Source organism: Corynebacterium sp. (assembly GCF_030532965.1).
Taxonomy (GTDB): Bacteria; Actinomycetota; Actinomycetes; order Mycobacteriales; family Mycobacteriaceae; genus Corynebacterium.
Genome location: NZ_JAUNKC010000025.1, coordinates 40,350 through 48,613, shown reverse-complemented (window position 1 = coordinate 48,613; position 8,264 = coordinate 40,350). Strand labels below are relative to the sequence as shown.

Sequence of the window (8,264 nt, the reverse complement as noted above, 5' to 3'; positions counted from 1 at the left end):
CGTAACGCTCATCGTGCGACTGCCACAGCGAATCGGAACGCCACCAGCGGCGCACATCCTGATCGATAACCGGAACGAAATTCACCGGCTTACCGGGGGTGCGGCACAGCTGCATAAACCACGCGACGTCCGCCGGGTGCAACGTATCCGTTGCCGCCTCCGGGTACGCTGCCACTAGCTTTTCGACGACCTTAGCCGGCTCATCTTCCACCGAAACCTGCACCTGCGGGACAAACTGCCCATGATCCTGCGCAACCAAGCGGGCCTCGCAGCGAGCCACCATCTCAGCAAATCGGTTGAACCAGGACACGTCCGTCCACTCACCCTTATACGGGCCGGAAAGCTCAAGGTAGCGCTCCAACCAGGCGGCATACGTCATCTCCGCAAGGTCACCGAAATACGGCTTAGCGGTCTTCGCGATCGCCGCAATGATCTCCTCCCGGCGCGCCGCAACCGCATCAGCATCGCCAGCAACCTCATCCAACAACCGGCCAGCGCGGGCGAAGGAATTATCAATCTCGTGAATATCCGCCCCCAGCTGGGAACGGCCCGAAGCCATACCACCAGCGGCTTGACCGGCACCTACCCACTCTTCAATACCTTTGGTCTCCACCAGCATCTTCTTCACAGATTCACTGGTCTTCGCCTCTTTGGTAGCCATCGCGGCGGTACCAATCAAAATGCCATCAACCGGCATCGGCGGCAGGTCGTACTTCACCGCCCACTGGCCGGTGAGATACTCGGCGGCACGCTCCGGGGTACCGATGCCGCCACCGACACACAGCACCACGTTGTCGTGCGCGCGAATATTTTCATAGGTATTAATGAGCAGGTCATCCAAATCCTCCCAGGAATGGTGCCCACCGGCTTTACCGCCTTCCACCTGAACGATCACCGGAATGTCCGGCACATCGGCGGCGATGTCGAGAACCTTGGCAATCTGGCGCACCGCGCCGGGTTTGAAGGCCACCCACGGGAAGCCGCCGTCGCGCAGTTCATGCACTAAAGCGACGGCTTCGTCGTGCTCCGGGATGCCTGCGGTAATGACAATACCGTCGATCGGCGCGCCGTTCGCCCGGGCTTTCGGCACGAGTCGTTTGCCGCCGATCTGCATCTTCCATAGGTAGGGGTCGAGGAACATCGAGTTGAACTGGGCGTTTACGCCTGGTTTCAGCAGCGAGGTGAGCTTCTCAATATGGGCCTCCAGGATTTCTGGGGTTACCTGGCCGCCACCGGCGAGTTCTGCCCAGTGCCCAGCGTTGGCTGCCGCAGCGACGATTTCCGGGTCGACGGTGGTGGGGGTCATACCGGCCAGCAACATTGGGCTACGGCCAGTGAGCTCGGTGAACTTGGTAGAAACGTGGTTTCCGGTGGCGGTTGCGATTAACCGCGGTGCGAATTCGGTGAAGCTGCGTGGTAGTTCCGGGGCCTGTCCGGCGTCGAAAAGCTGCGATTGGCCGGAAAGTCCGCTCACGCACACCGATACCGCGCCGCGACCGATGAGGATGGAATTGGTCAACGAACCAACGCCTGCGGCTGGCCCGACGTCGAGAATCCAGCGGACACCGGCGTCGACAACCTTGGTGACCTGTGCTAACCAGTCAACCGGGTCGACCATGGCGGACTGTGCGATCTCGCGTGCCAGTTCGGCGTCGATGCCTGCTTTCTCCGCCCAGACGACGACCTGTTCCACACCGTCTGCCATGAGTGGGTGGTGGAAGCCAACCTGTACCGCGAGTGGCGTAACAGTCGGGGCGAATGCGGCGCCGCCGCGCTTCTTCTCCTCGATAGCCTTAGCGTCCTTGCGCGCCCATGCGTTCAAAACGTCGATGACCTTGCGATTATCTGCAGGGCGACCCACGATGACGTAGGTATCACGGGAATTGCGCAGGCCGATCACTGGGCGGCTTTGCGACGCCTCCGCGCCGCACGCCTGGGCGATGGCGGTTTCTAACTGCTCGCGGGTAACTCCGGAAATCGCCACCATTGGCATATCCTCGCCCGTTGCGACTAGGCCGGTGATCCGCGCCTGGCGGGTAATCGCCGCCCCCATTAATTGCGCGATCGCCAAAACCTCGGCCGCACGGCTGAGATCCTGGCACGCAATAACCCCCAATAACCCCTGTGAATGACCGATGCTCGCGATCGCCGATTCCACATCGAGACCCTGCGCCTCCAACTGATCCAGAACCGCAAGCTGGGCGACAAAAATGCCCGGAACGCTCACTGCCGCCTGGGTGAGGTCAATGGCGACGTTTTCTTGGTCAGCCCAGCCCAATGGGTCGAAACCAAATGGTCGGGTACCCGCAATCTCGTCAGCCACTGGGGCGATCAGCGCTGCTGCATGCTCCACCAGCGGCGCTACCGTCTTGCGAGCCCCTTGCGCCACCGCAGCCTGAAGCGTGGGCAGCCACTCGAAACCCTGACCAGAAAAAGCCAACGCAAAAGGCTGCGTAGCAAACCGATCGATGAGTCGATCGGATCCTGGCTGGAGGCCGAATTTGTGGGATGTATCGGTCACGGGAAAACTCCTGAACACTCGGTTACTGAAAAATCCGCCCCTATTTCAGCCGCATTGCGTTGCCTTAAAAAGTTGGCACGACAAAATTAGGGACGTAAAAGTTTTGCCTAACAAATATGCCACAAAACATGAGGGAAGTGTCATCTTTTGCGCCCAAAACCGAGAAATTCACATAAAACTGCCAGACAACAACCCCACCCCAATCCCCCTAAAATCCCAGCTTAATCCCCAAAATCTGGGAAATGACCCGTTCGGCAGATTCCCACTCATCAGAATCTAATTCACCATCCCCATCACCCCTATCCGGCGCATCAGCATCCGGAACATACCACCCAGTTGGCGGCGCGAACTCCTGACAGGCATTCTCCGGTACCACTTCAGCCGACGGCACAATGCCGCGGGCCGCCAAATACTCATCGAAATTACGAGAAATGCTCATAACTCACCAGTGTAATAGGCGGCCCAGAATCGGCATCAGTCCAGGTGAATGACCCCAGTTCGCAGATCGCTCATATCGAGCAGGGTGTGCTTACCGCCAATGCGCCCCCAACCGGTACGGGTACCACCCACACCACCGAACGGCATATTAATATCCCAGAAGCCATTGCTGTCATTCACGACCACCTGGCCGGTGCGGATGTTTTCCACGAACCGATAGGCACGCGTCATATCCTTCGTAAAGACCGCACCCTGAAGCCCCAGCGCATCGTCGTTAGCCAGCCGCAACAGCTCATCGTCATCGGCACCCACGATGATCGGCACCACCGGTCCGAAGGTTTCTTCAACACTTAACAGACTATCCGGCGCCACGTTATCAACGACGGTGAACTCGTAGTACAAATCCGTTGGATAGTCGGCGCTGCGATTACCACCAACCACGATGTCAAAGCCGCGTTCTTTAGCTTCCTGCAAGTGTCGATCCACCTTCTCAGCTGTGCGCTGATTATTCATCGGTCCGAGCGTGGTCTCCTCATCGAACGGATCACCCAACACGGCCTCCTTAGCCGCAGCCTTCACCGCTGCAACGAAATCCTCGTGGACTGCCTGATGCACCAAAACCCGACCCGTGGCACAACATACTTGGCCCGCGTTGTAGTACGCGCCTTGCACCACCGCTTTCGCAGCAGCGTCAAGGTCGGCGTCGTCAAGCACTACCACCGGGCCGTTGCCGGAAGCCTCGATAATGGTGCGCTTCAAACCAGCAGTCTGGACGATCTTTTCCGCCGTCGCCGAAGACCCAATGAAACCAATCGCATCGATTCCCGAATGGCTTACCAATTGGGCACCGAAATCCCCTTCACCCGGCAACACGTTGATCAGCCCCGGCGGAACCCCCGCCTCATTGAGGACATCGACCAAGGTCAGCAGCGTCAGCGGCGTGTGTGTCGGCGGTTTAACCACCAATGCGTTACCGGTAGCCAGACCAGGTGCCGCGAATTCCGAGAACATCAAGACTGGGAAATTCCACGGAATGACGATCGCCCAGGTACCGACCGGTTGATAGAACGTCCACATACGCTTGTGCGGATCGTTCGCCGGGAGGGTTTCGCCGTGCAGCCGCACCGCGTCTTCCGCGTGCAGCCGAAACAGCAATGCCGTCTCATCCACATCCGCATAGGATTCCGTGATTGGTTTGCCCTGCTCCAGCGTCAAAAGCTTCGCCAACTCATCGCGCCGGGCCTCAATCAACTCTCCTACTTTGCGACACACAGCGGCACGTTGCCAAACACCCACTTGCCGCCACTGCGCTTGCGCCTCCCGCGCCACAGCAACCGCACGATCCAGATCGGCCGTCGTCGGCACCGCTACTTCGGCAATCACCTCGCCCGTCACCGGGCTGATAACGGGGGTCACACCACCATCGGAAGCATCAACAAATTCGCCGCCGATATAAAGCTGAGTTTTCATATCTTTGTCACCAACATTCCTTCGAAAAAATGAAACGAAACGGGGGACGCAGCCAGATAAGAAAACCCGAGGGAAAACTTAAGGGCACATTCAGCTACAAAACCCCGATTCAAGAGCACATATAGCCAAAAGCTAGTGCGACCCACCCTATACACACCAACCGAATCCGTGCCACAACTTGACGCAAATTACTACCCCCATCTCCCACATTCACCACAGATTTTCCGAGGGAACCCCACCCCCAAAACCCACACAGTCGTAGCATAGACAGCAAGCAGAAAAGACGAAAAAGGAAACCCCACGCCCCATGTCCACCGCCTACGGATCCATACCAACCCACGACCCGGCGCTTCTTGCCGAGGCCCTAAAAGACGCCAACACCACCCCGTTCTGGCTCGATCACCCCGACCGACCGCAACCCCGACCCGCACTAACCAAGGACATTACCGCCGATCTTCTCGTCATCGGCGGCGGATTCTGCGGGCTATGGACGGCACTTATCGCCAAAGAACGCCACCCCGAGTGGAACGTTGCGGTCGTCGAAAAGCGGCGAATAGCGTGGGCCGCCAGCGGCCGCAACGGCGGATTCTGCGAATCGGACCTCACCCACGGCAAAGACAATGGCAAGCTTCACTTCCCTCAGGAACTGGCGACCATCCACAAGCTTGCCGACGACAACTTCGCCGAGCTACACCGCACCATCACCCAATACGGCATCGACGCCGAATGGGAAAACACCGGCGTTATGGTCGTCGCCACCGAGGAACACCAAGTTCCGTGGATCACCAATAGCGACGCCCAACAGCTTGACCCCACTGGCACCCACGGCCACGGAAACTCCCCCGTCTACCGCGCCGCGCTCTTTAAAAAAGACGGCTATTCCTTCGTGCATCCCGCCAAACTCGCATGGGGTCTCGCCGCGGCTGCCGAAAAACTCGGGGTTTCAATCTACGAAAACACCGAAATCACCGACCTCACACACAACCGGCGCGGCGCCACCGCCCACACCCCGGAAGGAAAAATAACCGCCACCAAAGTAGCACTCGCCACCAACGCCTTCCCCTCCCTACTCCGCCACCTGCGGTTATTTACCCTTCCGGTTTACGACTACGCCATCGTCACCGAACCGCTCAGCCACGCTCAATTAGAAGAAATCGGGTGGACGCAGCGCAACGGAATCACCGACTCTGGCAAAGAATTCCACTACTACCGCAAAACCGCCGACAACCGAATCCTCTTCGGCGGCTGGGACGCCATCTACCATCGGGGCCGTACAATCACGCCCCGCTACGACCAGCGCCCCGAAACCTTCACCCTGCTCCTCGACCACCTCTACACCACCTTCCCTAGTCTTGTCGGTACAAAAATCAGCCATGCCTGGGGCGGGGTCATCGACATGTCCACCCAACTCGTCGCGTTCCACGGCATCACCCGCGACGCAACTGTCGCCTATAGCGCCGGATACACCGGACTAGGACTCGGTGCCACCCGATTCGGTGCGGAAACGATGCTCGATCTGCTCGAAGGAAAAGAAACCGAACGCACAAAACTAAAAATGGCCCGTCGGCTACCCATCCCCATCCCGCCCGAACCGATCGCCTACCCACTGGTGCAAATCATGCGGCGGGCAGTGAATAAATCCGATAAGAACGGCGGGAAAGACGGCCTGCTACTCAAATTGATGGGACTATTCAAAATCGGATTCGATAGTTAATAGCCACGGCTACAGAGATACATTTCGGGCGATCCGGTGTACCTTTCGCGCTGGCTCGCCTGTTAGCTTTAGGGGCGGCTTGTGGCACGTCACCCTTCGGCTATGCGCGCCTTGGGGATGTATGCCTCGGTGATGTACGCGTCGGTGGAAAGCAACGCAGCGACCTACGCTTCCGCGATTTGATCTTCAGTAAGCGCTGGTAAAGCAATGGTTGCCCCGTTTTCATCCACAAACTCAACCAAATAGGCGGCACCATTTAAAAGGTCAACAATGGTCCCTACTGCCCCAGCCGACAACGCCAGTTCGGGCGGGTCAACCGATTCATCCGTGAGGATGTCGGTGGTGAGGCGAACGGTTTGGAGAAGGTTAAAGGGCATAAGGGGCATTGTAGAGGGGATTTGGGTGGTGGGAATACCTAACAAAAAAGGTTTCTCCTACGCGATAGGATGTTTCTTAGAACATCCTTGTGGAGTGGGCGGGGATTTTTGGGCAGGTTGTTTTGAGTGTCTTTCGTGTTGACTCCGTTTGGAGTAGGAAGATTGATTGTTATGAAGAAGTTTTCAAAGCATACGCCTGAACAGATTGTTCGGAAGTTGGAGCAGGCTGAGAAATTGCAGTCTGCTGGCAGTACTGTGGCACAAATATGTCGGGAATTGCAGATCAGCGAGGCTACTTACGCTAGGTGGCGGAAACGGTATGGGACCATGTCACGGACAGAAGCCAAGCAGTTTCAGCAACTACGGGAGGAAAACGCGAAGTTGAAGCGGTTGCTCGGTGAAGCGGAACTAGAAAAAGCAGCGCTTCGGGAGTTGGCTTAAGGGAAACTTCTAACCCCGGCCCGCAAATATGCTGCCGTTGATCATCTCATTAGTCATATGGGATTGTCACAGCGGTTAGCATGTCGTGTGGTCGGGGTGTCCCGATCAGCGTATGGGTATGCGAAAAACCGCGCTGAAAACCCGCAGGGTGATAAATACTCTTCTGTTCGCGATTGGTTAGTTTCTTAGGAACAGCCAAACACCCACGGTGGGGATATCGTCGCGCGTGGATCAAAGCCCGTGAGGCTGGGTTTGATGTTGGTCGTGATGTTATCCACAGGCTATGGCGACAGGAAGGCCTTATGGGTGTTTCCCGCAGGAAATCCAAACGCCGAACCATGATCAGTGCCCCTAGAGTAGAACCAGCACTGTGTCCTAATGATGTGTGGGCACTGGATTTTCAATTTGATTCAGATTTTTCTGGCAAAGCCATGAAGATCTGCAATATTGTTGACGAATTTACCCGCGAGCATATTGCTTTTAAGGCAGGTCGAACAATAACCGCTACAGACGTAGTCGAACTTCTTGATGTCGCAGCGCTACAACGGGACACGCGTCCACGGGTGATACGGATGGATAACGGGCCGGAATGTATCAGCACCACCCTAAAAACCTGGGTTGATGAGGATTTCACCACAACGCGGCATTTCATCCCACCAGGTCAACCGTGGCATAACGGGTTTGTGGAATCATTTCACAACCGACTACGAGATGAACTACTTGAACAGGAGCTATTTGAAAATGTGGCACACCTAGAAAAATCCCTCACCCACTGGTCACACCGGTACAATACATACCATCCTCACTCATCACTGGGATACATCCCGCCCGAGGAATACGCCAACCAATGGCACGCAAACCAGAAAGCATCTTAAAACACACGGTTCAAAAAACCAGACCACCCCACCTGCTTACGCGGGCTGGGGTTCAACTCTCAAAATCCCTGGTAAACTTCGCGGGAAAGCATGGGTGGAAATCGACGCGCTGGGGTTCAACTCTCAAAATCCCTGGTAAACTTCAGAAGTTCTATAACGGTAATGCTGCGGTGCTGGGGTTCAACTCTCAAAATCCCTGGTACACTTCCACCGACTGGTCAGTGATCAGGTCTCTTGCTGGGGTTCAACTCTCAAAATCCCTGGTAAACTTCCCTGGCTTACCCAGTTGCTCCGCAAGCAGCTGGGGTTCAACTCTCAAAATCCCTGGTAAACTTCACGAGTTTGTATTCATAGGTTGTTGGCTGCTGGGGTTCAACTCTCAAAATCCCTGGTAAACTTCCTCAGCGACGACAAAAACAAAAAGTTCA

At 56.5% G+C, this 8,264-nt stretch carries 5 protein-coding genes, 1 pseudogene and 1 CRISPR repeat array (1 of these 7 only partly in view); of the genes and pseudogenes, 2 read left to right on the top strand and 4 right to left on the bottom strand.

All coding sequences use genetic code 11. The features are described from left to right. The 3 genes from Q4D85_RS10955 to Q4D85_RS10945 all read right to left on the bottom strand — a co-directional run. Nucleotides 1-2,521 (bottom strand): fatty acid synthase subunit beta domain-containing protein (locus Q4D85_RS10955; protein ID WP_303200390.1); only part of this gene is annotated, 2,521 nt, incomplete at its 3' end. Nucleotides 2,522-2,729: 208 nt separating this feature from the next. Continuing rightward, nucleotides 2,730-2,960, bottom strand: a complete 231-nt coding sequence (locus Q4D85_RS10950; RefSeq protein WP_303200389.1) for a hypothetical protein — start codon at nucleotides 2,958-2,960, stop codon at nucleotides 2,730-2,732. Between the two features lie 35 nt (nucleotides 2,961-2,995). Then, on the bottom strand, nucleotides 2,996-4,429 hold the full coding sequence (locus Q4D85_RS10945) for an aldehyde dehydrogenase (RefSeq protein WP_303200388.1): 1,434 nt from the start codon (nucleotides 4,427-4,429) through the stop codon (nucleotides 2,996-2,998). A gap of 307 nt (nucleotides 4,430-4,736) precedes the next feature. On the opposite strand from Q4D85_RS10945, the gene Q4D85_RS10940 reads away from it, so the two are divergent. After that, nucleotides 4,737-6,143 (top strand): FAD-binding oxidoreductase, encoded by a 1,407-nt coding sequence (locus Q4D85_RS10940; RefSeq protein WP_303200386.1) that lies wholly within the window; start codon nucleotides 4,737-4,739, stop codon nucleotides 6,141-6,143. Nucleotides 6,144-6,307: 164 nt separating this feature from the next. Here Q4D85_RS10940 and Q4D85_RS10935 read toward each other — a convergent pair whose 3' ends face one another. After that, on the bottom strand, nucleotides 6,308-6,520 hold the full coding sequence (locus tag Q4D85_RS10935; protein WP_303200384.1) for a DUF4926 domain-containing protein: 213 nt from the start codon (nucleotides 6,518-6,520) through the stop codon (nucleotides 6,308-6,310). A 171-nt stretch (nucleotides 6,521-6,691) separates the two neighbouring features. Between Q4D85_RS10935 and Q4D85_RS10930 the strand changes: the two are divergent. Then, nucleotides 6,692-7,836, top strand: a pseudogene (locus Q4D85_RS10930) (IS3 family transposase). Between the two features lie 44 nt (nucleotides 7,837-7,880). Continuing rightward, nucleotides 7,881-8,264: direct repeats of the CRISPR family, unit length 36 nt; unit sequence GCTGGGGTTCAACTCTCAAAATCCCTGGTAAACTTC (it continues 869 nt past the right edge of the window).